General features: G+C 68.9%; 1 pseudogene. It reads left to right on the top strand.

The window, feature by feature from the left end:
- Positions 1-286, top strand: a pseudogene (locus ACWXWW_RS17975) (polyphosphate kinase 2 family protein); the annotation flags it as partial.

Here is a 286-nt window from a genome sequence, read left to right as displayed (position 1 = left end):
CTGCATGACTGCCCCCACGAACGCGACCGCGAGCATCCGCGATCTGCTTCGCTTCCGGCCCGGCACGTCCCTCGCGGACATCGACACCAACGGCCACCCCGGCTTCGACGGTGACAAGGACGCCGGCAAGGCGGCGCTCCCGGAGATGGCCGAGGAGCTCAGCGAGTTACAGGAGAAGATGTACGCCGCGGGCTACACCGAGGGCTCCCACCGGGTCCTGCTCGTCCTCCAGGGCATGGACACCTCCGGCAAGGGCGGAGTGCTCGAGCACACCGTCGGCCTGTTC

The organism is Microbacterium sp. KNMS (genome assembly GCF_053851835.1).
Note: the sequence above shows the minus strand (reverse complement) of the source record. Positions and strands in the feature narration are given on the sequence as shown.